Raw genomic sequence first — 23919 nt, 5'->3', positions numbered from 1 at the left:
GGATTACCAACGGTAATGGCTGAAGGCTTTGTTCGCCTCGGCCATCTTGTGGGTGTCTTCGCGTTTCTTGACGGCGGTACCGCGGGACTGAACGGCGTCCAGCAGTTCGCCTGCAAGGCGCTCTTCCATGGTGTTTTCGTTGCGGCCGCGCGCAGCAGTGATGAGCCAGCGGATGGCCAGAGCTTCGCGGCGCTCGGGGCGCACTTCGACCGGAACCTGATAGGTTGCACCACCAACCCGGCGCGAGCGAACCTCGACCGACGGTTTGATGTTGTCGAGCGCTTCGTGGAACACTTCGACCGGGGCGCGCTTGATCTTGTTCTCAACGCGGTCAAATGCGTTGTAAACGATGCGCTCTGCGACCGACTTCTTGCCGTCGATCATCAGGTTGTTCATGAATTTGGTCAGTACCTTGTCGCCAAATTTGGCGTCAGGCAGGACTTCGCGTTTTTCGGCGGCGTGACGACGTGACATATCAGCCTCTCCTTCTTACTTGGGACGCTTCGCGCCGTATTTCGAACGGCGTTGCTTACGATCTTTGACGCCCTGAGTATCCAGAACACCGCGCAGGATGTGGTAACGCACACCGGGAAGGTCTTTCACACGGCCGCCACGGATCAGAACAACCGAGTGTTCCTGCAGGTTGTGGCTTTCACCCGGGATGTACGAGATGACCTCGAACCCGTTGGTCAGGCGCACCTTGGCAACCTTACGCATAGCCGAGTTCGGCTTCTTCGGTGTGGTGGTGTAAACACGTGTGCAGACGCCGCGTTTCTGCGGGCACTGCTCCAGGTGCATGGACTTCGAGCGTTTTACTTTCGGCTGCCGCGGCTTGCGGATCAGCTGTTGAATAGTTGGCATTCCGGTTTCTTCCCCGTTTTGCAACACACATGACATGCACGCGCGTTGCGTGCGGTTAAACTTGCTGCACTCATGCGTCCACAAGCGCAAAACCCGCGAGCGTTCCCATTCCGAGGTGAACGTCGCGGTTTGTTATCAGAGGGCGCGAACTGCAAAATTGTCCGGGCCTTGACCAGTTCATTACTGAAATCGGTTATGGGGCGGCCCCCGGTACCGAGATGACGCGCGTAATAGGGGGAGTCGGCCCAAGTGTCAACAGTGCCCTGTCAAACCGGCTTTCGCGGCCGCGACAAAGGAGCGGTCTGCCGCTTGCGATGCACCTAATGCAGGGGCATAGTCCCGGCAAGACCCTAGCTTCCGGACATCCAATGCAAGTCATCGGCCTGTGCCGCTTTTCCTATCCAGCCCTCGGCGGTTTTCAGATCGAACACAAGACCCCGGAGGACAGGCGGCGTTATCTTTACAGTCCCAGGCGGCTGGAAGAACGGTTCAGGCTGTTCGAATCCAGCACCCTGCCCTGTTTTCGGGAACAGACCGATGAAGATTTCCAGCTTCTGATCGTGATCGGGGACTGCATGCCCACACAGGCCCGTGACCGGCTGCAAGACCTGACGGCCAACATTCGTCAGGTCCGGATCATCGAAAGAAAGCCTGCCCGACATCGCAGGGTCATGCAGGATATCCTGAACGCTGCACGTCAGGACCCGGACCAACCCTGCCTGCAGTTTCGCCATGATGACGATGACGCCGTTTCCGTCGACTTCGTCGAACGGCTTCGTCTTGCGGCGCAGGATTGCCGGGTACTTTTTGAAAACAACCCTGCGGTCGGCATTGATTTCAACAACGGATTTCTGGCCCGCATGGACGCGATAGGTATTCGGGCGTTGAATGTATACAGCGATCTCGTCACCGCCGGATTGGGAATGCACGTTCAGGGCGGTTGCCCGCTGACGATCATGAATTTCGCCCACAACAAGATCGCTCGGCGCATGCCCGTTGTCAGCTATCCGGACGCGCCCATGTGGGTGCGTTCACTGAATCAGTTCAACGACTCGCCCCAGACCCGCAAAAGCAGGGCCGGTCTGTCAGACCTCAGCCCCGAACAGGAAGGCGAGTTCGTTGCGCGCTTTGCCATTGATCAAAACGTCGTTCGGCGGGTTCATTCCGCCGGTTGATGCGACCGCTCGCGGAACAGTGTAAACAGGCCCGCGCCAACGACCAGAGCTGCGCCAAGCATTGTCACGGCATCCGGCCAGTCGCCGAAAACGGTCCAGCCTAACCCCAGCGCCCAGATCAGGCTGGAATACCGGAAGGGCGCGACAAATCCGACCTCACCAACCCGCATCACCATGACGCTCAACAAGTACCCCATCAGAACAAATACCGCGGCCGATGCAACCAGCAGGCCAGAGCCGGCCGTGACTGGCACCCATCCTTCAACGACCGAAGCAACCGCGGCCGCGGTCGTGATCGAAAACGATGTCGCCAATGTCACAACCATCGATGGCACATCCGCCGACATACGCCGCGTGATCAGATCGCGCGCCGTGACCGAAGCAACAGCGATCAGCGCATAAAGCGCATAGATACTGAACCCGTCCGGGCCGGGACGGACGATCAGCAACATTCCGGCAAAGCCCATGGCGATCGCGGTAATTCGCCGCCAACCGATATGCTCGGAAAAGAAAAGCGCGGCGCCAAGGGTGACCGTCAGCGGAAGCGCCTGCAGCACGGCAGTGACATTCGCCAGCGGCATATGCTTCAGCGCTGTCAGGAAAAAGAACGTTGCCGACAATTCGCTGAGACAGCGCAGCGCGACCAGCCACTTGTCATGGTGCGAGAAATTCAGGTGCAACGCCCCAAGATGCCGGGCGAGAATGAACACCAGACACGAGGCCAGCAACCCGCGCAACGCAACCAGTTGAAACAGCGGCAAATCATCAAGCGCCACCTTCACCAGCGTGTCATTCACGGTAAACGCAGCCATGCTGCCCATCATCAGCAAGGCGCCTTTTAGGTTTGGGGTCATTTCAATCAGGCCCGGTCTCAAATCAATCGAGGCATTGGCGCTTTTGGGACCAGTTTTGTCAACTCATACCAGTGACGCCGAAAGGTCATCCGGCTGCGTTGGCAACCAGTGTTCAGCATGCCCCTGCGGAGGCTTGAAAAACACACCAATTGATTACAGCCCAAAGTTGGAACCCGCTTATCGAAGTTCATGTTCATGCGACGACCGCGCGCGCTCGCACTCAATTTCACGGTTCAGCTTGATTTCCGCGCCACGACAACAAACTGCGTAACCGAAAAGAAAAAGCGACCCTGCTCCGCAAGTCTGACTTGTTCGTCGAACCAAGCTTGTGCGACAGCTGACTCAATTTTTGCACTGTTCACTACAAATTGTTTCATGAGATGCATCATCATGATAGCAATCCCATCCGGCTTTAACTGATGATCCGTCATCGTGATCGATACGACATCCTCCACACTATGCCCGCTTTCCCTGATTAAGGCTGGCAGTCGTTCCGGAACTGTTCCACTGGCGAAGTGTTCGTTCCAGATGGAAAGCACAAGCTGCATTCTTTCCGGTTCATCGCTGAACCAAATGAGACTGCCGAAATGAAGATCGCTGATCACAAACCGCCCTGCAGGTTTGAGGCAACGCATCGCCTCGCCGAAGGCCGCCCCTATATCTTCTACATACTCAAATACTTGAACAGAAACAGCTTTATCAGCGATTTCATCCGCTAGTGGCAGATTGCCGGCAACACCTTCAAGAAACTCAACGCAGGAGTAATCCAGGCATCTGTTCTTTCCGACCGCCAGCATATCTTTACTTGGATCCACGCCCACGATCCGACCCGACGGGCCAACCGCGCGCGCGAGCTCTGCGGTCAGCAGACCATTTCCGCAACCAATATCCAAGATGGTCTCGCCCGGACTTGGATTGAGAGCATCAAAAGAAGCGCGTCTTCTTCGAATAATGTCGGCACCCTGATAGGCAACGTCCAATATCTTGGCGGTTTCCCGGTCAAACTTGAGCATTTCCGCCCCCAGCATCAAGTCTTAAGCTTACCACATTGCAGCGCGGCCTTATTGAATATCTGCAAGACCACCCAAAACTTAGAAAAATTTTGCCAGCGCCAAAGCCCGACGCGTTCTTGAGACTTAAGAAAAATGGCGGTGGTGGCCTCACAAAGAAAAAGGCCCCGCGATTTCGCGGGGCCTGATCTTCAGCATTTTATAGCGCTCACTCGCGGCTTTCCGGTGTTTCCACCAGCACGTCCAGCTCGTCGCCAACCATGTCGTCGTCGATCATCGGCGCTGCCAGGGCAGCGGCCGCTTCGGCCTCTTCCCGGCGGGCTTCGATCACGACATTGTCGCGCGACTGGGCAACCTGACGCACTGCCTGGGTGGCACCACCGGTACCGGCCGGGATCAGGCGGCCGACGATGACGTTCTCTTTCAGGCCAACCAGCTTGTCCTTCTTGCCCTGAACCGAAGCTTCGGTCAGCACGCGGGTGGTTTCCTGGAACGACGCCGCCGAGATGAACGAACGCGTTTGCAGCGAGGCTTTCGTGATCCCCAGTAGGATCGGCTCGCCCTGTGCCGGACGACCACCGCGGGCGATGGTCTTCTCGTTGGCCGCGTCGAACTCCTGCTTGTCGACATGCTCGCCCTTCAGCAGGGTGGTGTCGCCTGAATCCAGGATCTCCCACTTCTGCAGCATCTGGCGCACGATAACCTCGATGTGCTTGTCGTTGATCTTCACGCCCTGCAGACGGTAAACGTCCTGCACTTCGTCGATCATGTAGTTCGCCAGAGCCTCGACACCCATGATGGACAGGATGTCATGCGGTGCCGGGTTGCCGTCCATGATGTAGTCGCCCTTCTGGACGAAGTCACCTTCCACAACCGGGATGTGCTTGCCTTTGGGCACCATGTACTCGATCGGCTCCAGTGACTCATCAGCCGGTTCGATGCTGATGCGGCGCTTGTTCTTGTAGTCGCGTCCAAAGCGCACGTAACCATCGGCTTCTGCGATGATCGCGTGATCTTTCGGACGACGGGCTTCGAACAGTTCGGCCACACGCGGCAGACCACCGGTGATGTCCTTGGTCTTGGCGCCTTCGCGCGGGATACGCGCGACAACGTCACCGGCTTCGATCTTCTGACCGTCTTCGACCGACAGGATCGCATCCACCGACATCGGATAGTGAACCGGGTTGCCCGCATCGTTGCGGACCGGCTCGCCATCTTCACCGACCAGAATGATCTCGGGCTTGAGGTCGCTGCCTTTGGGGGCCGCGCGCCAGTCGATCACGATCTTCTGGGTCATGCCGGTTGCTTCGTCGGTCTCGTCGCGGACGGCAAGGCCCGAAACCAGGTCGACGTATTTCGCGGTACCGGCTTTCTCGGCGATGATCGGCAGGGTGTACGGATCCCACTCGAACAGTTTGTCGCCACGGGCCACCTTGGTGCCGTCCTTGACGAACAGCTTCGAACCGTAGCCCAGTTTGAAGCTGGCACGCTCTTCGCCATGTTCGTCGTTGATCACCAGCTTCATGTTCCGGCCCATGACCAGGCTTTCACCTGCGGCATTGATCAGAATCTGCGGGTTCTCAAATGTGACAACACCTTCCTGGTTGGCTTCCTGGAACGACTGCTGGCCACCTTGCGCAACACCACCGATGTGGAAGGTCCGCATCGTCAGCTGCGTACCGGGTTCACCGATGGACTGGGCTGCGATGATGCCGACAGCTTCGCCAGTGTTCACCATGGTACCGCGCGCCAAGTCACGACCATAGCAGGTGGCACAAACGCCTTCCTCGGACTCACAGGTCAGAGGCGAGCGGATGCGGGTCGACTGAACGCCGGCCTCATCGATTGTATCTGCCATACGTTCATCGATCAGCTGACCGGCGGCCACGATCAACTCATCCGTACCCGGACGCAGGATGTCGTCAGCAGCCACGCGGCCCAGAATACGCTCGGCCAGCGAGGCGACAACCTCACCATCGTTGACGGCCGCTTCGGCAGTGATCGCGCGGTCGGTGCCGCAATCGATCTCGCGCACGATGCAGTCCTGCGCCACGTCCACCAGACGACGGGTCAGGTAACCCGAGTTCGCCGTCTTAAGAGCGGTATCCGACAGACCCTTACGGGCACCGTGGGTCGAGTTGAAGTATTCAAGAACGGTCAGACCTTCCTTGAAGTTCGAGATGATCGGCGTCTCGATGATGTCACCGTTCGGCTTGGCCATCAGGCCGCGCATACCGCCCAGCTGTTTCATCTGAGTGACCGAGCCACGCGCGCCCGAGTGGGCCATCATGTAGACCGAGTTCGGCTCCATGTCCGACCCGTCTTCGGCCTTGGCGACGTCCGAGATGGTGCTCATCATCGCCTCGGTGACGCGGTCGTTACACTTCGACCAGGCATCGACAACCTTGTTGTACTTTTCGCCCTGAGTGATCAGGCCGTCCATGTACTGCTGTTCAAAGTCTTTCACCTGGTTGCGGGTGTCATCAACGATGCCCCATTTGTCGTTCGGGATGACCATGTCGTCCTTACCGAACGAGATGCCCGCCTTGAACGCTTCCTTGAAGCCCATCGACATGATCTGGTCACAAAAAATGACCGACTCTTTCTGACCGCAGTAACGGTAGACGGTGTCGATCACCTGCTGCACTTCTTTCTTCCGCAGCAGGCGGTTGACCAGCTCGAACGGCGCCTTGTTGTTCATCGGTAGCAACGCACCCAGACGCAAACGGCCCGGAGTGGTTTCATAGCGCTTCTGAACTTCGTTGCCCTCGTCGTCGATCTGCGTGATCCGCGCGGTGATTTTCGAGTGCAGATGCACTTCACCCGCGTCCAGCGCATGCTGAACCTCGTCGATCGAACCAAAGACCTTGCCTTCGCCCGGCATGCCTTCGCGTTCCAGGGTCACATAGTACAGACCCAAGATCATGTCCTGCGACGGAACGATGATCGGTGCGCCGTTTGCAGGCGACAGAACGTTGTTCGTCGACATCATCAGAACACGGGCTTCCAGCTGGGCCTCAAGGCTCAGCGGAACGTGAACCGCCATCTGGTCACCGTCGAAGTCGGCGTTAAAGGCCGAACAGACCAGCGGGTGAAGCTGAATGGCTTTACCTTCGATCAGGACCGGCTCGAACGCCTGAATGCCAAGACGGTGCAGCGTCGGCGCACGGTTCAGCATGACAGGGTGTTCGCGGATCACTTCGTCGAGAATATCCCACACTTCGGGACGCTCTTTCTCGACCAGTTTCTTCGCCTGTTTCACGGTCGAAGACAGACCCTTGGCTTCAAGGCGCGAGTAGATGAACGGCTTGAACAGCTCCAGCGCCATCTTCTTCGGCAGACCACACTGGTGAAGCTTGAGTTCCGGACCGGTCACAATGACCGAACGGCCTGAGAAGTCGACGCGCTTACCCAGAAGGTTCTGACGGAAGCGACCCTGTTTCCCTTTCAGCATATCCGACAGCGATTTCAGCGGACGCTTGTTGGCGCCGGTGATCACGCGGCCACGGCGGCCGTTGTCGAACAGAGCATCCACGGATTCCTGCAGCATCCGCTTTTCGTTGCGGACGATGATGTCAGGTGCACGCAGTTCGATCAGACGCTTCAGACGGTTGTTCCGGTTGATGACGCGGCGATACAGATCGTTCAGATCCGAGGTCGCGAAACGGCCACCATCCAGCGGAACCAGCGGACGCAGTTCCGGCGGGATGACCGGGATCACGGTCATCACCATCCACTCGGGGCGGTTGCCCGACTCGAGGAAAGATTCAACAACCTTCAGACGTTTGATGATCTTCTTGGGCTTCAATTCGCCGGTTGCTTCAGCCAGATCAGCGCGCAGCTGCTCGGCTTCGGCTTCCAGATCGATCTGGGCCAGCATCTCACGAATGGCTTCGGCACCGATATTCGCGGTGAACGCGTCCATGCCATAGGCATCCTGCGCATCCATGTACTCTTCTTCAGTCAGCATCTGGCCGTATGTCAGGTCGGTCAGACCTGGCTCGATGACGACATAGTTTTCAAAGTACAGAACGCGTTCCAGATCGCGCAGCGTCATGTCCAGCATCAGACCGATGCGGGACGGCAGCGATTTCAGGAACCAGATGTGAGCGACAGGCGCGGCCAGTTCGATGTGGCCCATACGCTCGCGGCGGACTTTCTGCAGGGTGACTTCCACACCGCATTTCTCGCAGACAACGCCGCGATACTTCATCCGCTTATATTTGCCGCAAAGACATTCGTAATCTTTGATCGGGCCAAAGATACGCGCACAGAACAAACCGTCACGCTCGGGCTTGAACGTCCGGTAGTTGATGGTTTCGGGTTTCTTGATCTCGCCATAGGACCAAGACAGGATCCGCTCGGGCGACGCCAGCGAGACCTTGATCTCGTCGAAAACCTTCGGGGGCGTCAGCGGGTTGAACGGGTTGTTGGTGATTTCCTGGTTCATTTGTTACCTCAAATCTTGCGGAAGGGGGGACGGGAGAAAGGGCAGCGCCCTTACTCCTCAACCTCCGCATCCAGGAGTTCCATATTCAGGCCGAGGCCACGGACTTCTTTAACCAGAACGTTGAACGATTCCGGTACGCCCGCTTCAAAGTTATCCTCGCCCTTGACGATCGACTCATAGACCTTGGTCCGGCCGGCGACGTCATCCGATTTCACGGTGAGCATCTCCTGCAGGGTGTAGGCGGCGCCGTAAGCTTCCAGAGCCCAGACCTCCATCTCACCAAAGCGCTGACCACCGAACTGCGCCTTACCACCCAGCGGCTGCTGGGTCACCAGGCTGTACGGCCCGGTCGAACGCGCGTGGATTTTGTCGTCCACAAGGTGATGCAGTTTCAGCAGGTACTTGATGCCCACGGTCACCGGACGTGCAAATTGCTCACCGGTGCGACCGTCGAACAGAACCGACTGACCGCTCTCCGAGAAGCCCGCACGCACCAGCGCGTCGTTGACGTCGGCCTCTTTGGCACCGTCGAAGACCGGGGTCGCGATCGGAACACCGCGGGTCACGTTGCCCGCAGCCTCGATCAGGCCATCCTCGTCCAGACCGGTGATGCCTTCTTCGTAGACATCTTCGCCATAAGCCAGCTTCATCGCCTCACGAACCGGGGTCAGGTCGCCGGAGCGGCGATATTCACCCAGAGCGTCGTCGATGTTCAGACCCAGACCGCGCGCGGCCCAACCCATGTGGGTTTCAAGGATCTGACCAACGTTCATACGCGAAGGCACACCCAGCGGGTTCAGACAGAAGTCAACCGGAGTACCATCGGCCAGGAACGGCATGTCTTCCATCGGAACAACCTTGGAGATCACACCTTTGTTCCCGTGACGACCGGCCATCTTGTCGCCCGGCTGCAGCTTGCGCTTCACGGCGATGAAGACTTTGACCATCTTCATCACACCCGGCGGCAGGTCGTCGCCACGGCGGACCTTCTCAACCTTGTCTTCAAAACGAGCGTCCAGAGCACGCTTTTGCACTTCGTACTGCTCGTTCAGAGCCTCAACGATCTGTGCGTCCTGCTCATCTTCCAGCGCCAGCTGCCACCACTGACCACGGGTCAGGGTTTCCAGCAGGTCCTCGGTGATCACCGACCCTGCCTTGACGCCTTTCGGGCCTTTGACAGCGGTTTTACCCAGGATCAGGCCTTGCAGACGCGCATAGATGTTGCGGTCAAGAATCGCCAGCTCGTCGTCCCGGTCACGGGCCAGACGTTCGACTTCCTCACGCTCGATCTGCAGCGCACGCTCGTCTTTCTCAACGCCGTGACGGTTGAAGACGCGGACCTCAACGACCGTACCGTAATCGCCCGGCTTCACGCGCAGCGAGGTGTCGCGCACGTCAGATGCTTTCTCACCAAAGATGGCGCGCAGCAGCTTTTCTTCCGGGGTCATCGGGCTTTCGCCCTTCGGAGTGATCTTGCCGACCAGAATATCGCCCGGCTCAACATCCGCACCGATGTAAACGATGCCTGCCTCATCGAGGTTGCGCAGCGCTTCTTCACCGACGTTCGGGATGTCGCGGGTGATCTCTTCTGGACCCAGCTTGGTGTCACGGGCGGCGACTTCAAACTCCTCGATATGGACCGAGGTAAAGACGTCATCACGCGCGATACGTTCCGAGATCAGGATCGAGTCTTCGTAGTTGTAACCGTTCCACGGCATGAACGCGACGACCACGTTCTTACCCAGAGCCAGTTCACCCATATCGGTCGACGGACCGTCGGCAATGACCTCGCCCTTCTGGACGGTGTCACCTACCTTGATCAGCGGACGCTGGTTGATGCAGGTGTTCTGGTTCGAACGCTGGAACTTGCGCAGACGATAAATGTCAACGCCAGCGTCGCCCAGTTCCAGATCTTCAGTGGCACGGATAACGATACGCTGGGCATCGACCTGGTCGATGATACCGGCGCGCTTCGCCTGAATCGCAGCGCCTGAGTCGATCGCGACCTTTTCCTCGATCCCGGTACCGACCAGCGGTGCCTCGGCGCGCAGCAGCGGAACCGCCTGACGTTGCATGTTCGAGCCCATCAGAGCGCGGTTGGCGTCGTCATTTTCAAGGAACGGGATCAGCGATGCAGCGACCGAGACCAGCTGTTTCGGCGACACGTCGATCAGATCCACATTCTCGCGCGGGGCGAGGGTGTAGTCACCGGCCTGACGGGTCGAAACCAGATCGTTGATGAACTTGCCGTTCTCATCCAGCGTCGCGTTCGCCTGCGCCACGGTGTGACGCATTTCCTCGGTCGCGGACATGTAGTGAACCTCATCGGTCACCTCGGCGTCCTTGACGACGCGGTAGGGTGTTTCGATGAAGCCATACTTGTTCACGCGGGCAAAGGTGGCCAGCGAGTTGATCAGACCGATGTTCGGACCTTCCGGCGTTTCAATCGGGCACATCCGGCCATAGTGGGTCGGGTGTACGTCGCGCACCTCAAAGCCCGCACGTTCGCGTGTCAGACCACCGGGGCCAAGCGCCGAGAGACGGCGTTTGTGGGTGACTTCCGACAGCGGGTTGGTCTGGTCCATGAACTGCGACAACTGCGACGAGCCGAAGAATTCACGAACAGCAGCCGCAGCCGGTTTCGCGTTGATCAGGTCTTGCGGCATGACGGTGTCGATCTCGACCGACGACATACGTTCTTTGATCGCGCGCTCCATGCGCAGCAGGCCAACGCGATACTGGTTTTCCATCAGTTCGCCGACCGAACGCACACGACGGTTGCCGAGGTGGTCGATATCGTCCACGTCGCCCTTGCCGTCACGCAGTTCAACCAGTGCCTTGATGCAGGCCACGATGTCTTCGCGGCGCAGGGTGCGCAGGGTGTCCGGCGCATCCAGAGCCAAACGCATGTTCATCTTCACACGGCCAACGGCGGACAGGTCGTAACGCTCGCTGTCGAAGAACAGTGTGTCGAACAGGGCCGACGCAGCTTCGACGGTGGGCGGCTCGCCCGGACGCATGACGCGGTAGATGTCCATCAGCGCGCTTTCGCGGCCCATGTTCTTGTCCTGCGCCATGGTGTTGCGCATGTAGGGGCCAACGTTGACGTTGTCGATGTCCAGAACCGGGATGTCTTTGAAGCCCGCATCCAGCAGTTCCTTGACGGTACCGCCGATCAGGTCGCCGTCCTTGTCATATTCCAGGGTCAGTTCATCACCGGCTTCGACATAGATCGCACCGGTTTCTTCGTTGATGATGTCCTTGGCGACGAATTTGCCAACGATATGATCGAACGGAACCAGCAGGTCGGTGACGGCACCCTCGTCAATCAGTTTCTTGACCGCGCGCGGCGTGACTTTCTTGCCCGCTTCTGCAATCACCTCACCGGATTTCGCGTCGATCAGGTCATAGGTCGGACGGGTGCCACGTACACGCTCGGGGAAGAACGGCGCGATCCAGCCCTTTTTCTTGTCCAGCTTATAGGACACGGTGTTGTAATACGCGTCCATGATCGCTTCCTGATCCAGACCCAGCGCATACAGCAGGGTTGTCACAGGCAGTTTGCGGCGGCGGTCGATACGGGCGAACACGATGTCCTTGGCGTCGAACTCGAAGTCCAGCCAGCTGCCGCGATACGGGATGATGCGGCAGGCAAACAGCAGCTTGCCCGAGGAGTGGGTCTTGCCCTTGTCGTGGTCAAAGAACACACCGGGCGAACGGTGCATCTGGGACACGATCACACGCTCGGTACCGTTCACGATGAACGTTCCGTTCGGTGTCATCAGGGGCATGTCGCCCATGAACACGTCCTGTTCCTTGATGTCCTTGACCGACTTGGCGCCAGTGTCCTCGTCGACATCAAACACGATCAGGCGCAGGGTTACCTTCAGCGGAGCGCTGTAGGTCATGTCGCGCTGCATGCACTCTTCGACGTCGTATTTGGGTTTTTCCAGATCGTATTTCACGAACTCCAGAACGGAGGTTTCGTTGAAATCCTTGATCGGGAAGACCGACTGGAACACACCTTTGATGCCTTCGCCGTCTGTGGGCTGCTCTGCATCGCCGGAGCGCAGGAAAAGATCATAAGAAGATTTCTGCACCTCAATGAGGTTCGGCATCTCCAGCACTTCGCGGATTTTGCCGTAATATTTACGAAGACGTTTCTGGCCAAGGAACGTTTGAGCCATGTCAGATGTCACCTTTCGATGTTCTCAGCGGGCAAAGACACCGTCGGGCCCCGGCATCTTGCACATTCGAGACGACACGTCCGGATCAATTCATGGCCACCGTCCCGAAGGCGGCCTCCCGATCCGACAACCGTGTCTTAGAAAACGCCCCAACCCATGAGGCCCTTTCTAAGACAGGTTCGGCTGGACCCGGATTTCTCCGGACCCAGCCAAATTTTCAGGCGCATCAGCGACGCACCAGACAAAGGGCTTAGGCCAGTTCGACCTCTGCGCCAGCTGCTTCCAGCTTGCCTTTGACTTCTTCGGCTTCGTCTTTCGACACGCCTTCTTTGATCTTGCCGCCGGCTTCGACCAGTTCCTTGGCTTCTTTCAGGCCCAGACCGGTGATGCCGCGAACTTCTTTGATCACGTTGATTTTCGAAGCGCCGGCGTTCTTCAGAACGACGTCGAATTCGGTTTTTTCTTCCTCAGCTGCGCCACCGGCGGCGTCGCCACCAGCTGCCATGACAACTGCGCCGCCTGCTGCGGGCTCGATGCCGTACTCGTCTTTGAGGATGGTTTTCAGTTCTTGTGCTTCCAGCAGGGTCAGACCCACGATGCTTTCTGCGAGTGCTTTCAGATCAGCCATTGTATTAGCTCTTTCCGTTTTACAGTGTGTGTTCCAACGTCAGGGCAAATGCCCCACGCAGATCATTCAGTGCCAACCGCTTACGCAGCTTCCGCCTTCTCTTCGATGGTGGAAAGGATGCTTGCGATGTTGCTTGCAGGTGCGCCAATCGCGCCGGCGATGTTCGAAGCAGGTGCGCCAATGCAGCCCACGATCGAAGCAATAAGCTCCTCACGCGACGGCATTTTCGAAACGGCTTCAACGCCTTTGCGGTCCAGAGCGTTCTCACCCATTGCACCGCCGAGGATTTCAAAATTCTTGTTATCCTTGGCGAAGTCCTCGGCCACCTTGGCTGCTGCCACGGGGTCCTCGGAATAGGTCAGAACGGTCATCCCTGTCAGCAGGTCGGCCATGCTTGCACACGGCTTACCCTCAAGGGCGATTTTGGCGAGCCTGTTCTTGGCAACACGCACGGAGCCACCCGCGTCACGAGCACGTGCGCGAAGGTCCTGCATCTCGGCAACTGTCAGACCGGCGTAGTGCGAAACCACTACGACGCCAGAGCTTTCGAAGATTTGGCCGAGTTCCTCGACCACTTTCTCTTTCTGGGCTCTATCCACAGTTCTCTCCAAGTTAGGGATGTCAGACATCCCGGCTCATATTTGCCGCGGCTTGCGCCCCGGCGTTCAGGTCCGTTGTTACGGGATTGGCCAAAACTCGCCCGAGGGTGGGACCCTCAGAATTCTTTGGTCTTACCCGTCTCAGGCAGGGAATTAAGGAACCGTATGGCCCCACCCACCGTCTTGGACGAAACAAAATAAAGCGCACGACGAATCGCACGCTTTACTTCGTAGCCCTACTTAGGGCAGACACGCTCGGTTTCCAAGAGGTAAATTGCACGAAAAACGGGTTTCCCGGGCGTGTCTGCACCGGTTCTAACAAGGATAAATCGCGCCAACCGCACATTGACACCAAGGACGCGCTGCGGTCCTGTCAAAGTCTATAACCCCGATCCCGATCCGAACTGGCGCGCGCCCTTAAAATGCTGACCCTTTCTCAACAAGAGCGCGACCGGACATCACAATATCTGGATCAGCTTTCCCGAAGTGGCAAGATCGACCCCATCCGCGAACATTCCTGCATCTACCGGTCTCACGATTTCCCCGAAACACGGCTTGTTCTTAAGCTTGAAACCCAAGGGGCGATGTACGCGCTGAAGGCCGACACCCAAGCCCCCATAACCGACCGGCTACGCAAGGAGTATAATTTGCTCTGTCAGCTTGCCGAATACTTCGACGACAAGAAGACGTCGCAGGTTGTGCGTCCGATCTACCTCTCATCCGCAGGTGACTTCATGGTCACCGAATACATCAAACGCCCCACCGCCGTCGATCTGATATACAACAGCCCCGACAACGATCAGGTCGCCCAGGTCTATCGCCGCGCCGGAGCATGGCTGAACGATCTGCACGGGTTTCGCCCGCCAAAAGACTATGGGTTCCGGCCGAAATGGATGACCGACAGCATCCGGGACCTGTCGAAAAACCTGCCCGCCAATCTTGCCGGCATAAGTCAGCGAATGATCAACACGATGCTGGCCGAGGCCGCGCGCCTGAAAGGGGCGCCGGATATTCAGGTGTTCGCGCATGGCGATTTTCACGGTCTCAACCTGATCATGGGGCAAGGGAAAACCATCGGGCTGGATTTCACCGAGGCACGCGAAAAGCTGGCCGTATACGACATCGTCGACTTCCTGAAGGCCGACATATTCCGCGACAGTCAGCCGTCAGATGTGGATCGCAGCGGCATCCTGAAACGAAACAAGGACATGTTCTTCCGCCTGTACCGCCATCCGATCAATATGGACATTCTGGATTTCTGCATTCGCGGACGCCTGCTCAAGGATTGGCTGTTTCTTAGCCAGCCAAGCCATATTTGCAGCGAATTCGAAGACCACCGGCGCACTCGGCTGGAGATACGGCTGAAACAGGCATTCAACCTGCCCCGAAGTTCAGGTTGATCCGGCATCTACTGGAATTCAAGCGACCCAAAAACGAAAGAACCCGGATGGCTGGCACCACCCGGGTTATTTCGTTTTTTTGCAGAGGCTGAGGCTTATTCGCCCGAAGCCTGCGCAACATCAACAGTCACGCCCGGGCCCATGGTCGAGCTCAGCGCGATTTTCTTCATGTAGGTGCCTTTGGCGCCCGACGGCTTGGCTTTGGCAACAGCCGAGACAAATGCGCGGACGTTTTCGACCAGCTTGGCTTCGTCGAACGAAGCTTTGCCAACACCGGCGTGCACAACGCCGCCTTTTTCCGCCTTGAACTGAACTTCACCGCCCTTGGCTGCTTCCACGGCCGCTTTCACGTCCATGGTCACGGTGCCGACCTTCGGGTTCGGCATCAAGTTGCGAGGACCCAGAACCTTACCCAGACGGCCAACGATCGGCATCATGTCCGGGGTTGCGATGCAGCGGTCGAATTCGATGGTGCCGCCCTGAATGGTTTCCATCAGGTCTTCTGCACCGACGATATCTGCGCCTGCTTCTTTCGCTTCGTCAGCCTTGGGGCCACGAGCGAAAACAGCAACGCGCATGTCTTTGCCGGTGCCGTTCGGCAGGCCGACAACGCCGCGCACCATCTGGTCTGCGTGACGGGTGTCAACGCCCAGGTTCAGAGCGATTTCGATGGTCTCGTCGAATTTCGAGGTTGCATTGCCTTTGACCAGGGCAACGGCTTCTTCGACCGACAGGTTTTCCTTGCCGGCGACAGCTTCGCGCGCAGCGCGGGTACGTTTACCGAGTTTTGCCATCTTATTTCACCTCGATGCCCATGGAGCGGGCCGAGCCCAGGATGATCTGCATTGCGCCTTCGACGTCGTTGGCGTTCAGATCTTTCATTTTGGCTTCGGCGATTTCACGAACCTGCTTCGAGGTCACGGTTGCCACGGTCTCACGACCGGGATTTTCCGCGCCGCGGGGACGGTTACGCTTGCCGACCGGCTTAAGACCAGCCGCTTTTTTCAGGTAGTAAGACGCGGGCGGCGTCTTGATGTCCATGGTGAAGGACTTGTCCTGATAATAGGTGATCACGGTCGGGCACGGAGCGCCGGGCTCCATGTCTGCGGTCTTGGCGTTGAACGCCTTGCAGAATTCCATGATGTTGATGCCGCGCTGACCCAGCGCCGGACCAACTGGCGGCGACGGGTTCGCCTGACCTGCAGGAACCTGCAGCTTCATTGTACCAGCAAGCTTCTTAGCCATTTGGTTTTCCTTTCAACTTAGGTGAAACGCGTCTCACCCAGATTATGTTGCGTGGTCCGATCCGGGATCGCGATCCCTGCAATCTCCCACGAGAGAATCTCGCCCGAAGACGATAGAGGCGGCATGTACAGCGGAACGGAGGGGTTGGCAAGTGGCTGGCACCCTATTCCCAAGTAACCCAGTTGTATACCGGTCGGGCTTCGGTGAGGCCAGGGAACTGACGGAACAAAATGATTTTGTTGAATACATAAGTTGCGTCGGAGACGCAGGTGGGTATCTTGGTGAAACTTGGACACAAAAGAGGTGGTCAGGGATGGGATCATCTCGGCTGAACAAGGGATTACTGATCTGCGTTCTTTTTGCCATGCTGCCGGGCTGTGGCAGCAGGGCTCAGGATCAGGGCGAAGGGTCTGGATCGGCAACCCAAACCGACGGCATCAACAGCACGGCGTCCTCCGGCGCAAAAGGGATCGACCCCGCCACTTACGCCGGTCGGTTTCAGATCAAGTTCACCAAGGAAGTCCCCGTTCGCGACATTCCGGTGCCTTTCACGGTCTATAGCGGCCTGGAAGAAGCCAGCCCTACCCGCTTGCGGTTGAGGGCGTTCATGGACTTGCGCGGCTTGCAGGAAAAGGCCCCCCAAATACTGACGGGTCCGCTTGAAGAAAGCTGCAAACGCCAAATCTACCTCGAGATCCGGGATGTCACTGCCAAGGATGACACCGTCAGGGTCGAAGGCTCGGCCCGTGCACGATTTACAACCTGCAACCGGCGCCAGGAACCGGGCTTTCGTTATTTCGGGGGAACCGTGGACGCGGTTGCCGTCGCCAAGGCAGAGGTGAAAGGCCAGTGCCTTACATTCAGTATCGAAGACGTTGATCTGAACCCGCGCGGGTTCATCGGCGCTGTCTCAAACCTCTTCGGCCTGACCAGCCGCATTAATGAAGCCGTCCTTGAAAAGGGTGGCGAGTTTTTGGCTGCCAACCCGGTCTGTCCGCCCTTGCCAGAGGAATTCACGGTTCTCGACCCGAATTACGAATCCGGAGGCACGCGCGAGATTGCGCCCGGCGGGCTGGGCGCAGCCATCACCGGATCGGCTGATGTCAGCGCAGAGACCATCGTCAAAGTCCTTGGTGGGCTGCAGGACCTTGGCGTATTGGAGTTTGCCAAATGAGACGTTGGTTGGTTTTCCCGGCCCTGATGGCCGCTGCGCTGGGCGCCCAATCGTCCGGCGCACAGGAAGTGACTTTTGTCATCGATGCAACCCAGCAGGTCCGGGAAACGGAACTGCTATACAAGCTTGATCTGAGCCTGAGCGCTGTTGCGCCCACTCGGATCGGGGTGGGCGCCCTTCTCGATCTGCGCGAAATCCAGAAAACGGTGCCCGAGCGATTGGCGGACAATGCCATAATCGACAACTGTGGTCTGCAAGTGCGCCTGGACGATTTGAGCCTGCAAGCACTGGACGATGCGATCGATCTGGATGGCGACGTGACCATCACGATTTTCGAATGCAGCCGGACGAGTGAACGCGACTTTCAGCGGGGTGAACAGAAAAGGGCAATCCAGGCGAACATGGCCACCGAAGCGACCGTCGAACTGCGTGACAATTGTGCCTACTTCAAACTCATCGATCTGACGCTTTCGGCCCCGGAAGAACAACGCGAACAGCTTCTGGAGGATGACACGCTCGAGTCTGCAAAGGAACTTATGCTGGCCGCTGTTGATCTTGTGTTGAACGAAACCCCCTTGTGCCCGGAATTACCCCCCGAACTCGCGTCCCTCGACCCCACTTACGACAATGGAGGTCCTCGAGAGATCGGAGAGGGCGGGCTTGGTGTTTTTCTGGAAGGATCGGTGGATGTCAGCCCTTCGACCATTCTCGACATTCTGACGGTTCTTCAGGAACAACAACTGATACCCGGCCGACCATAACCGAAAAGCGCTTTCATTGCCGGGGAAGTAACCTGCAGTTTTTGCCTGGGCCTGATCCACTGGCCCGGCACAACAAAAAAGCGCCACGTTGCCCAAGGCATCGCGGCGCTTCGAAACGCGTTGGCGAGCTTGTCAGCTCTGCTTGGTCACCTGTGTGAAGTCCAACTCGACCGGGGTTTCCCGGCCAAAGATCGAGACTGAGACCTTCAGCTTCTGGTTCTCGTCGTCCACGCCTTCGACCATGCCGTCGAAATCCTCGAACGGGCCGTCGTTGACCTTAACCTTTTCGCCGATCTCGAAAGTGATCATCAGCTTGGGCGCTTCTTCACCTTCCTGAACACGGTTCAGAATCTGGTTCACCTCGGCGTCGCGCATCGGCATCGGGCGGCCCTGCGGACCGAGGAAACCGGTGACGCGGTTGATCGAGTTAACCAGGTGGTAGCCCTGATCGGACATTTCCATATGCACCAGCACATAGCCGGGCATGAAGCGGCGCTCGGTCGTAACCTTCTTGCCCCGGCGCACTTCGATCACCTCTTCGGTGGGCACCAGAACTTCGTCGATATCGTCCTCAAGGCCCTGCTCGGCCACCGACGTGCGGATCTGCTCTGCGATCTTCTTTTCGAAATTCGAAAGAACGCTGACCGAGTACCACCGTTTCGCCATGAACCTGTCGTCCTTGTTTGCCTTAGGTCGCATCCGCACATCCGGATGTACCGTCATTGAAATTCTGTCGCGAGACCCGGAACAAAAAGCGGCGCGCAGCCCGAATCGCCGCACGCCCATTCCGGATAGTTCCGCGTGAACTACTCTGACATTGCGCGCGGCGCAAGGGGGCAGCCGCGTTTCCGCACTGCCCGTCCCGTCTTAGCTGAACGCGCCCAGAATCAGCTGCAGCCCGCCGCGAATGCCAAGATCCACCAGCGCAAAGAACACGGCCGTCAACGCCGCCATGATGAACACCATGACCGTGGTCAACAGCACCTCGCGCCGGGTCGGCCAGACGACCTTGGATACTTCGGCACGGACCTGCTGGATGAACTGGATCGGGTTTGTGGTGGCCATGAGGCTTTGTCTCTCTGCTAGCGGATGCGCCCGACATAGCCGGGCATTGCGGCAATTTCAAGGGCGGTTAGGGCTTGGGCTTGTCGTCCCATTCGTCGCTCAGAATCCGCCGGGCATCGCCTTCGGGATCGTCGTACTGGTTCGACCGCACGGTATAGACAAAGGCTACAAGACCGACACCGCCCAAAAGCAGCGAAATCGGAATGAGATAGGCCAGAACTTCCATCAGATCACCTCAGCCGCAAGGCGTTCAGGGACACGGTGATGGACGAGGTCGACATCGCCAGCGCCGCGATCAGCGGCGTTGCCAGCCCGGCCACCGCCAGGGGCACCGCGATGACATTATACACGGTTGCAATCTGGAAGTTTTCACGAATCCGCCTAGTCGCTTTTGTGGCCGTGTCGCAGGCATCGGCGATGGGCGACAGGTCGTTGCCCAACAGCACGATATCCGAGGCAACCCGCGCCGCATCCAGCGCCGAGGCGGGCGAGATCGACACATGCGCCGCCGCAAGGGCGGCGGTATCGTTCAGGCCATCCCCCACCATCAGAACCTTTTTCCCGTTGTCGCGCAGGTCCTGAACACGCTGCGCCTTGTCCTGTGGCAGCGCTTCGGCCACCCAGTTTGCGATACCCAGATTTCCAGCCAGCTTTTCCACTGCAGCCCGTGTATCGCCTGAAATCAGGATCACATCCTTGCCCGCTTTCCTAAACGCCTCAACCGCGCTGGCCGCGCCCGGTCGCAGAGCGTCCGCGAACACGAACGGCACGGGTTTACAGCTCCCGACCGCAAGCCATGCTGACGTCTGGGTGCCGGGTTCGGCTCCGACCCAATTCGCCCGGCCCAGCCGAACGCGCTGTCCTTTATGTTCGCCTTCGGTGCCAAAACCTGGCACTTCGACCACAGCGTCAAGGCAGGCCGGCCTGATACCCGCGTCACGCGCCGCTTTGGCCAGCGCGACGGAAAGCGGATGCGCCGACGCCTCGGCCAGCGCCAGCGCAACTTCCAGATCGGAACGGGTATGATCCGCCAGATTGGTCAGTTCAGGCGCACCCGATGTCAGCGTGCCGGTCTTGTCGAAGACAACAGTGTCCACCTCGGCCAGACGCTCCAGCGCTGTGGCGTGCTTGATCAGCATTCCCTTGCGGAACAGCCGCCCCGATGCCGCCGTCGTCACCGCAGGCACCGCCAGCCCCAGCGCACAGGGGCAGGTGATGATCAGAACCGCCGCCGCGATGTTCAGTGCGGTGCGGATATCGCCGGAATAGATGTACCAGCCCAGAAAGCTGAGCGCCGACAGGATGTGCACCCCGGGCGCATACAGCTTGGCCGCCTTGTCAGCCAGCGACGTGTATCGTGAGCGCCCCGATTCAGCGATGGCCACCAGATCGGCCATCCGGTGCAGCGAAGTGTCTTCGCCCACCGCTGTCGCCCGGATCGTCAGGGGGCCGGTCAGATTGACCTCGCCCGCGCTGACTGTCAGCCCGGCTTCGGCAAAAACCGGCAGGGTTTCCCCGGTCAGCAACGAGCGGTCAAGTTCCGACCGGCCCGAAATGATCTCTCCGTCCACGGGCATACGGCCACCGGGCCGAACGAGGATCAGGTCACCGACGGTCAGCGTCGCGACGGCCACTTCCTCTTCTGTGCCGTCGACCAGCCGGATGGCGCGCGGCACCTCAAGCGCCGTCAGTTCCTCGGCCGCGGACCGGGCAGCGGCGCGCGTGCGATAATCGAGATACCGTCCGGCCAGCAGGAAGAATGTCAGCGTCAGCGCAGCGTCGAAGTAGGCATGTTTGCCGCTCAGCGCAGTTTCCCAAAGCGAGGTGATCAGCGCCAGCAGGATGGCCAGCACGATCGGCACATCCATGTTCAGACGGCGCACACGCAGTGCGCTCCAGGCATTGACGAAAAACGGCTGCGCCGAAAAGGCGATGGCAGGCAGCGCGATGGCCGCCGAAATCCAGTGGAACATGTCGCGCGTCGCGTCCGTGGCCCCGGACCAGACGGAAACCGACAGCAGCATCACGTTCATCGACGCAAACCCGGCCACCGCCAGCCGCATCAGCAAATCCCGGCCCGCCTTGTCCGTCTGCGTAGCCGACAGCGCACCGGTATCCAGTTCATGCGCCTCAAAACCTGCCTGTTCCAGCACCGGGATCAGATCGGCGGCGCGGATGTCTGGCGCGGCCTTAATCATCGCCCGTTTCAGGGTCAGGTTGACCCGCGCATCCTCGACGCCCGGAAGCGCGTTCAGTTCCCGCTCGACCGTCGAGATGCAGGCCGAACAGTGAATTCCCGGCAAGGACAGGGCGATCTGGATGTCCTCGGGAACCGGAAGGGCAGGCTCGGCCGTGGCCGCGACGCAGCCGGGACAGGCCATGGTTCCGGGTGAGGGTTGCGCTGTCATCAGCCTAGCCTTTGACGTAAAGCGGAATACGCTGCGAGAAGGTGGCCCCTTCGCCATCCTTGGCGACAAGCCGGATGTTCCAGTTGCCCTCGCCAAGGGTCGCCGGGGTGGAATATGCGGTTCCGTCAAACACAAAGTCGGGGGTGAAATCCTCGCGCACATGGGTCGCCCGCCCCACAACGGCCTGCAATTGATCGACCCTGACCGGCGCGCCTTGCGCGTCGTTGATGTGCAGGATCAACAAGCCGCCCTTGGTCTCGGCCCGCACGTCCCAACCCAGCGCCTGCTGTTCCTGCAGACGCTCGTTGAACTCCTGGCTGGCGACATACGAGTTTTTGACCTCGAGCCCGGGAAAGGTTTTGACCGCACTGTAGGCCAGTACAAGATTAACACCGATGATCACGCCGAAGGCGGCGACAAACACGGCCAGCGCGTGCTTTCCGGTAAACTGTCGTTCTGCCATTCTCAGTTCCCTCGTCCGTTGAACGTGGTGTCCTTGTACGCGCGTTCACCGCTGATCAGATCCTCGACCCAGATACGAACCGGCGTCGCGTCGGTGTTGGCTGGGTCGGTGTCCTTCAGGGCGGTGATGTAAACGCGGCTCAATTGTGCCGTATCCGCGCTTACATTCACAGTGTCTATGATCGTGCCTTCAATCTCCAGCCGCATGGCCGGGTCTCCGGTCAGGGACAGTTTAAACAACCGATCCTCGCCATGTTTGTTGCGCAGACGCACGTCATAGGTATTGCGGATTGTGCCGTCTGACAGGGTGACAAAGGTCGGATTGCGTACCGGCGCCACGGTCAGGTCGATGTCGGAACGGATGAACAGGGCAAACAACAGGCCGAACCCAACCAGCGCCCACAGCGCGGTGTACATGATCGTGCGCGGGCGCAGGATGTGCTTCCAAACATTCTTGGCCGGCTGGCCCGAGCGTTCATGCGCCTCGTCGCTCAGCGCCATATAATCGATCAGGCCGCGCGGCTTGCCGATTTTGGCCATCATGTCATCACAGGCATCAATGCAGAGCGCGCAGGTGATGCACTCCAATTGCTGACCGTCGCGGATGTCGATGCCAACCGGGCAGACATTCACGCAAGCCATGCAGTCGATACAATCGCCCAATTCCGTGTCAGCGGTCCGCTTGCCCTTGCCGCGCGGCTCGCCCCGCCATTCGCGGTAGCCGACGACCAGCGTGTCTTCATCCATCATTGCCGCCTGAATACGGGGCCAGGGGCAGGCGTAAATGCAGATCTGTTCACGGGCAAACCCGCCGAACAGAAAAGTCGTACCTGTCAGGATCAACATGGTTGTGTAGGCGATCGGATGCGCGTTGCCCGTCACCAGATCGCGCGCCAGTGTCGGTGCATCCGCGAAGTAAAAGATCCAGGCCCCGCCGGTGGCCAGTCCGATCAGAAACCACGCCCCCCATTTCGTCGCCCGCAGGCGGGCCTTGCGGAAATCCAGTTTCTTCTGCCGATGCAGCCGCAAACGTGCGTTCCGGTCGCCCTCGATCCAGCGCTCGACCAGAATGAACAGGTCGGTCCACACCGTCTGCGGGCAGGCATATCCGCACCAGACCCGGCCCAGGGCCGAGGTGAACAGGAACAGTCCAAGCCCCGCCATGATCAGCAAGCCGGCGACAAAATAGAACTCGTGCGGCCAGATTTCGATCCAGAAGAAATAGAATCGCCGGTTCGCAAGATCCAGCAACACGGCCTGATCCGGCAGGCTGGGACCCCGGTCCCATCTGAACCATGGGGTGATGTAATAAATCCCCAGGGTCACAGCCATGATGATCCATTTCAGGTTACGGAATGGACCCGACACGCGCCGCGGGAAAATCGGCTCACGTGCTGCATAAAGGCTGGGGGCAGGGTCGGAATCGCTCACGGGCTGGCTCCACGTCTGGCTTTGATCAGGCGTCTTTTCCCAGATCATGCGCTGACCAACTTTGACATGTGTCAAATGCGCATCGGGCAGACACCTTTTGTCACACCTAGCACATTTTCGGTCGGTTTCAGCGAAGAAAGGATAGGCCGCAAACCGGAAAACCGGCAGGTTAATCGGTGACATCCGACGAAGATGGCCACACCGGAAAC

At 58.7% G+C, this 23919-nt stretch carries 20 protein-coding genes; 4 read left to right on the top strand and 16 right to left on the bottom strand.

Annotated features, from left to right (window positions below):
- Window positions 1-3: 3 nt before the first annotated feature.
- Together rpsG and rpsL are read right to left on the bottom strand one after the other, a co-directional pair.
- Entirely contained in the window at window positions 4-474 is a 471-nt protein-coding gene (rpsG, locus tag ACR0J2_RS11065; protein ID WP_039529242.1) for a 30S ribosomal protein S7, read from the bottom strand.
- Between the two features lie 15 nt (window positions 475-489).
- A complete protein-coding gene (gene rpsL / locus ACR0J2_RS11060; RefSeq protein ID WP_005621086.1) occupies window positions 490-861 on the bottom strand; it encodes a 30S ribosomal protein S12 in 372 nt (123 codons plus the stop codon).
- Between the two features lie 368 nt (window positions 862-1229).
- On the opposite strand from rpsL, the gene ACR0J2_RS11055 reads away from it, so the two are divergent.
- Window positions 1230-2036 (top strand): putative rhamnosyl transferase, encoded by an 807-nt coding sequence (locus ACR0J2_RS11055; RefSeq protein WP_480812581.1) that lies wholly within the window; start codon window positions 1230-1232, stop codon window positions 2034-2036.
- Here ACR0J2_RS11055 and ACR0J2_RS11050 read toward each other — a convergent pair.
- From ACR0J2_RS11050 to rplJ, 6 genes are all read right to left on the bottom strand, one after another.
- Window positions 2021-2890: a DMT family transporter gene (locus ACR0J2_RS11050; RefSeq protein WP_170613559.1), complete on the bottom strand. Its 870-nt coding sequence runs from the start codon at window positions 2888-2890 to the stop codon at window positions 2021-2023. The two genes, ACR0J2_RS11055 and ACR0J2_RS11050, sit on opposite strands and share 16 nt — an antisense overlap.
- A gap of 233 nt (window positions 2891-3123) precedes the next feature.
- Window positions 3124-3903 carry a methyltransferase domain-containing protein gene (locus tag ACR0J2_RS11045; protein ID WP_170678405.1) on the bottom strand — a complete coding sequence of 260 codons (780 nt, stop codon included), beginning with the start codon at window positions 3901-3903 and terminating at the stop codon, window positions 3124-3126.
- Window positions 3904-4108: 205 nt separating this feature from the next.
- Window positions 4109-8350 carry a DNA-directed RNA polymerase subunit beta' gene (rpoC, locus tag ACR0J2_RS11040; RefSeq protein ID WP_480812580.1) on the bottom strand — a complete coding sequence of 1414 codons (4242 nt, stop codon included), beginning with the start codon at window positions 8348-8350 and terminating at the stop codon, window positions 4109-4111.
- A gap of 50 nt (window positions 8351-8400) precedes the next feature.
- Window positions 8401-12537: a DNA-directed RNA polymerase subunit beta gene (rpoB, locus tag ACR0J2_RS11035; RefSeq protein ID WP_480812579.1), complete on the bottom strand. Its 4137-nt coding sequence runs from the start codon at window positions 12535-12537 to the stop codon at window positions 8401-8403.
- A 250-nt stretch (window positions 12538-12787) separates the two neighbouring features.
- Window positions 12788-13165, bottom strand: a complete 378-nt coding sequence (gene rplL, locus ACR0J2_RS11030; RefSeq protein ID WP_170613567.1) for a 50S ribosomal protein L7/L12 — start codon at window positions 13163-13165, stop codon at window positions 12788-12790.
- A gap of 80 nt (window positions 13166-13245) precedes the next feature.
- On the bottom strand, window positions 13246-13764 hold the full coding sequence (rplJ, locus tag ACR0J2_RS11025) for a 50S ribosomal protein L10 (protein WP_170613569.1): 519 nt from the start codon (window positions 13762-13764) through the stop codon (window positions 13246-13248).
- Between the two features lie 422 nt (window positions 13765-14186).
- Here rplJ and ACR0J2_RS11020 point away from each other — a divergent pair, with 422 nt between their 5' ends.
- On the top strand, window positions 14187-15164 hold the full coding sequence (locus tag ACR0J2_RS11020; protein WP_480812578.1) for a phosphotransferase family protein: 978 nt from the start codon (window positions 14187-14189) through the stop codon (window positions 15162-15164).
- Window positions 15165-15259: 95 nt separating this feature from the next.
- On the opposite strand, the gene rplA is transcribed toward ACR0J2_RS11020, so the two are convergent.
- Together rplA and rplK are read right to left on the bottom strand one after the other, a co-directional pair.
- Window positions 15260-15958 (bottom strand): 50S ribosomal protein L1, encoded by a 699-nt coding sequence (gene rplA / locus ACR0J2_RS11015; protein WP_170613573.1) that lies wholly within the window; start codon window positions 15956-15958, stop codon window positions 15260-15262.
- Window position 15959: 1 nt separating this feature from the next.
- Window positions 15960-16409, bottom strand: a complete 450-nt coding sequence (gene rplK, locus ACR0J2_RS11010; RefSeq protein ID WP_010440985.1) for a 50S ribosomal protein L11 — start codon at window positions 16407-16409, stop codon at window positions 15960-15962.
- A gap of 313 nt (window positions 16410-16722) precedes the next feature.
- Here rplK and ACR0J2_RS11005 point away from each other — a divergent pair, with 313 nt between their 5' ends.
- Window positions 16723-17583: a hypothetical protein gene (locus ACR0J2_RS11005; RefSeq protein WP_170806039.1), complete on the top strand. Its 861-nt coding sequence runs from the start codon at window positions 16723-16725 to the stop codon at window positions 17581-17583.
- Window positions 17580-18344, top strand: coding sequence for a hypothetical protein (locus ACR0J2_RS11000; RefSeq protein ID WP_480812577.1), 765 nt, complete (start codon window positions 17580-17582; stop codon window positions 18342-18344). The genes ACR0J2_RS11005 and ACR0J2_RS11000 overlap by 4 nt, the downstream gene beginning before the upstream one ends.
- Before the next feature lie 132 nt (window positions 18345-18476).
- Here ACR0J2_RS11000 and nusG read toward each other — a convergent pair whose 3' ends face one another.
- The 6 genes from nusG to ccoG all read right to left on the bottom strand — a co-directional run bounded on the left by nusG (window position 18477) and on the right by ccoG (window position 23710).
- Entirely contained in the window at window positions 18477-19010 is a 534-nt protein-coding gene (gene nusG, locus ACR0J2_RS10995; protein ID WP_170407498.1) for a transcription termination/antitermination protein NusG, read from the bottom strand.
- A 201-nt stretch (window positions 19011-19211) separates the two neighbouring features.
- On the bottom strand, window positions 19212-19409 hold the full coding sequence (gene secE, locus ACR0J2_RS10990) for a preprotein translocase subunit SecE (protein WP_050605011.1): 198 nt from the start codon (window positions 19407-19409) through the stop codon (window positions 19212-19214).
- A 67-nt stretch (window positions 19410-19476) separates the two neighbouring features.
- Window positions 19477-19635: a cbb3-type cytochrome oxidase assembly protein CcoS gene (gene ccoS / locus ACR0J2_RS10985; RefSeq protein ID WP_170613579.1), complete on the bottom strand. Its 159-nt coding sequence runs from the start codon at window positions 19633-19635 to the stop codon at window positions 19477-19479.
- 4 nt (window positions 19636-19639) lie between these two features.
- A complete protein-coding gene (locus ACR0J2_RS10980) occupies window positions 19640-21817 on the bottom strand; it encodes a heavy metal translocating P-type ATPase (protein ID WP_480812576.1) in 2178 nt (725 codons plus the stop codon).
- Window positions 21818-21821: 4 nt separating this feature from the next.
- On the bottom strand, window positions 21822-22280 hold the full coding sequence (locus ACR0J2_RS10975; RefSeq protein WP_480526870.1) for a FixH family protein: 459 nt from the start codon (window positions 22278-22280) through the stop codon (window positions 21822-21824).
- A 2-nt stretch (window positions 22281-22282) separates the two neighbouring features.
- A complete protein-coding gene (gene ccoG, locus ACR0J2_RS10970; RefSeq protein ID WP_170678426.1) occupies window positions 22283-23710 on the bottom strand; it encodes a cytochrome c oxidase accessory protein CcoG in 1428 nt (475 codons plus the stop codon).
- Window positions 23711-23919 lie beyond the last annotated feature (209 nt).

This window comes from Ruegeria sp. CG4, from assembly GCF_056537185.1.
The sequence above is the reverse complement of the archived record's forward strand: the minus strand, read 5'-3'. Positions and strand labels throughout refer to the sequence as shown.

Excerpts from the sequence above, each read along its gene's own strand:
- rpsG (WP_039529242.1), bottom strand. The coding sequence starts at position 474 with ATGTCACGTCGTCACGCCGCCGAAAAACGCGAAGTCCTGCCTGACGCC.
- rpsL (WP_005621086.1), bottom strand. The coding sequence starts at position 861 with ATGCCAACTATTCAACAGCTGATCCGCAAGCCGCGGCAGCCGAAAGTA.
- ACR0J2_RS11055 (WP_480812581.1), top strand. The coding sequence starts at position 1,230 with ATGCAAGTCATCGGCCTGTGCCGCTTTTCCTATCCAGCCCTCGGCGGT.
- ACR0J2_RS11050 (WP_170613559.1), bottom strand. The coding sequence starts at position 2,890 with ATGACCCCAAACCTAAAAGGCGCCTTGCTGATGATGGGCAGCATGGCT.
- ACR0J2_RS11045 (WP_170678405.1), bottom strand. The coding sequence starts at position 3,903 with ATGCTCAAGTTTGACCGGGAAACCGCCAAGATATTGGACGTTGCCTAT.
- rpoC (WP_480812580.1), bottom strand. The coding sequence starts at position 8,350 with ATGAACCAGGAAATCACCAACAACCCGTTCAACCCGCTGACGCCCCCG.
- rpoB (WP_480812579.1), bottom strand. The coding sequence starts at position 12,537 with ATGGCTCAAACGTTCCTTGGCCAGAAACGTCTTCGTAAATATTACGGC.
- rplL (WP_170613567.1), bottom strand. The coding sequence starts at position 13,165 with ATGGCTGATCTGAAAGCACTCGCAGAAAGCATCGTGGGTCTGACCCTG.
- ACR0J2_RS11020 (WP_480812578.1), top strand. The coding sequence starts at position 14,187 with ATGCTGACCCTTTCTCAACAAGAGCGCGACCGGACATCACAATATCTG.
- rplA (WP_170613573.1), bottom strand. The coding sequence starts at position 15,958 with ATGGCAAAACTCGGTAAACGTACCCGCGCTGCGCGCGAAGCTGTCGCC.
- rplK (WP_010440985.1), bottom strand. The coding sequence starts at position 16,409 with ATGGCTAAGAAGCTTGCTGGTACAATGAAGCTGCAGGTTCCTGCAGGT.
- ACR0J2_RS11005 (WP_170806039.1), top strand. The coding sequence starts at position 16,723 with ATGGGATCATCTCGGCTGAACAAGGGATTACTGATCTGCGTTCTTTTT.
- ACR0J2_RS11000 (WP_480812577.1), top strand. The coding sequence starts at position 17,580 with ATGAGACGTTGGTTGGTTTTCCCGGCCCTGATGGCCGCTGCGCTGGGC.
- nusG (WP_170407498.1), bottom strand. The coding sequence starts at position 19,010 with ATGGCGAAACGGTGGTACTCGGTCAGCGTTCTTTCGAATTTCGAAAAG.
- secE (WP_050605011.1), bottom strand. The coding sequence starts at position 19,409 with ATGGCCACCACAAACCCGATCCAGTTCATCCAGCAGGTCCGTGCCGAA.
- ccoS (WP_170613579.1), bottom strand. The coding sequence starts at position 19,635 with ATGGAAGTTCTGGCCTATCTCATTCCGATTTCGCTGCTTTTGGGCGGT.
- ACR0J2_RS10980 (WP_480812576.1), bottom strand. The coding sequence starts at position 21,817 with ATGACAGCGCAACCCTCACCCGGAACCATGGCCTGTCCCGGCTGCGTC.
- ACR0J2_RS10975 (WP_480526870.1), bottom strand. The coding sequence starts at position 22,280 with ATGGCAGAACGACAGTTTACCGGAAAGCACGCGCTGGCCGTGTTTGTC.